This is a genomic window from Saccharomonospora iraqiensis subsp. paurometabolica YIM 90007 (assembly GCF_000231035.2).
Classification (GTDB): domain Bacteria; phylum Actinomycetota; class Actinomycetes; order Mycobacteriales; family Pseudonocardiaceae; genus Saccharomonospora; species Saccharomonospora paurometabolica.
The window spans coordinates 10422-10881 of record NZ_KI912204.1; the positions used below are offsets into that span (position 1 = coordinate 10422).

Below are 460 nucleotides of genomic sequence, written 5' to 3' on the forward strand. Positions count from 1 at the left end.
CGGGCCGCCCGCCGCGCGTGGTGCAGCAGCATCAGCGCGAGCAGCCCGGACACCTCGGGGTGCGCGACCGCGGCCGCCAGGCGGCGGGTGAGCCGGATCGCCTCCGCGGCGAGGTCCACCTCGCCGGAGTAACCCTCGTTGAAGATCAGGTACAGCACCCGCAGCACCGTGGCGACGTCGCCGGGTTCGGTGAACCGCACGCCGGACACGGTCCGTTTGGCCCGGCTGATGCGTTGGGCCATGGTCGCCTCGGGCACGAGGTAGGCGCGCGCGATCTGCCGGGTGCTCAGACCGCCGACCGCGCGCAGCGTCAACGCCACCGCCGAGGACGGGCTCAGGGACGGATGCGCGCACAGGAAGTACAGCCACAACGTGTCGTCGGTGTCCACGGCCGGGCCGGGCGCGGGCTCGTCCTCCACGCGGGTCTCGCGCCGCCGCCGGGCGGTGTCGGCGCGGGCGG

General features: G+C 75.2%; 1 protein-coding gene. It reads right to left on the reverse strand.

Annotation, left to right across the window (positions count from 1 at the left end; all coding sequences use genetic code 11):
• The coding region (locus SACPADRAFT_RS25305; RefSeq protein ID WP_040923888.1) for a DUF6596 domain-containing protein at nt 1–460 on the reverse strand (460 nt) is incomplete at both ends.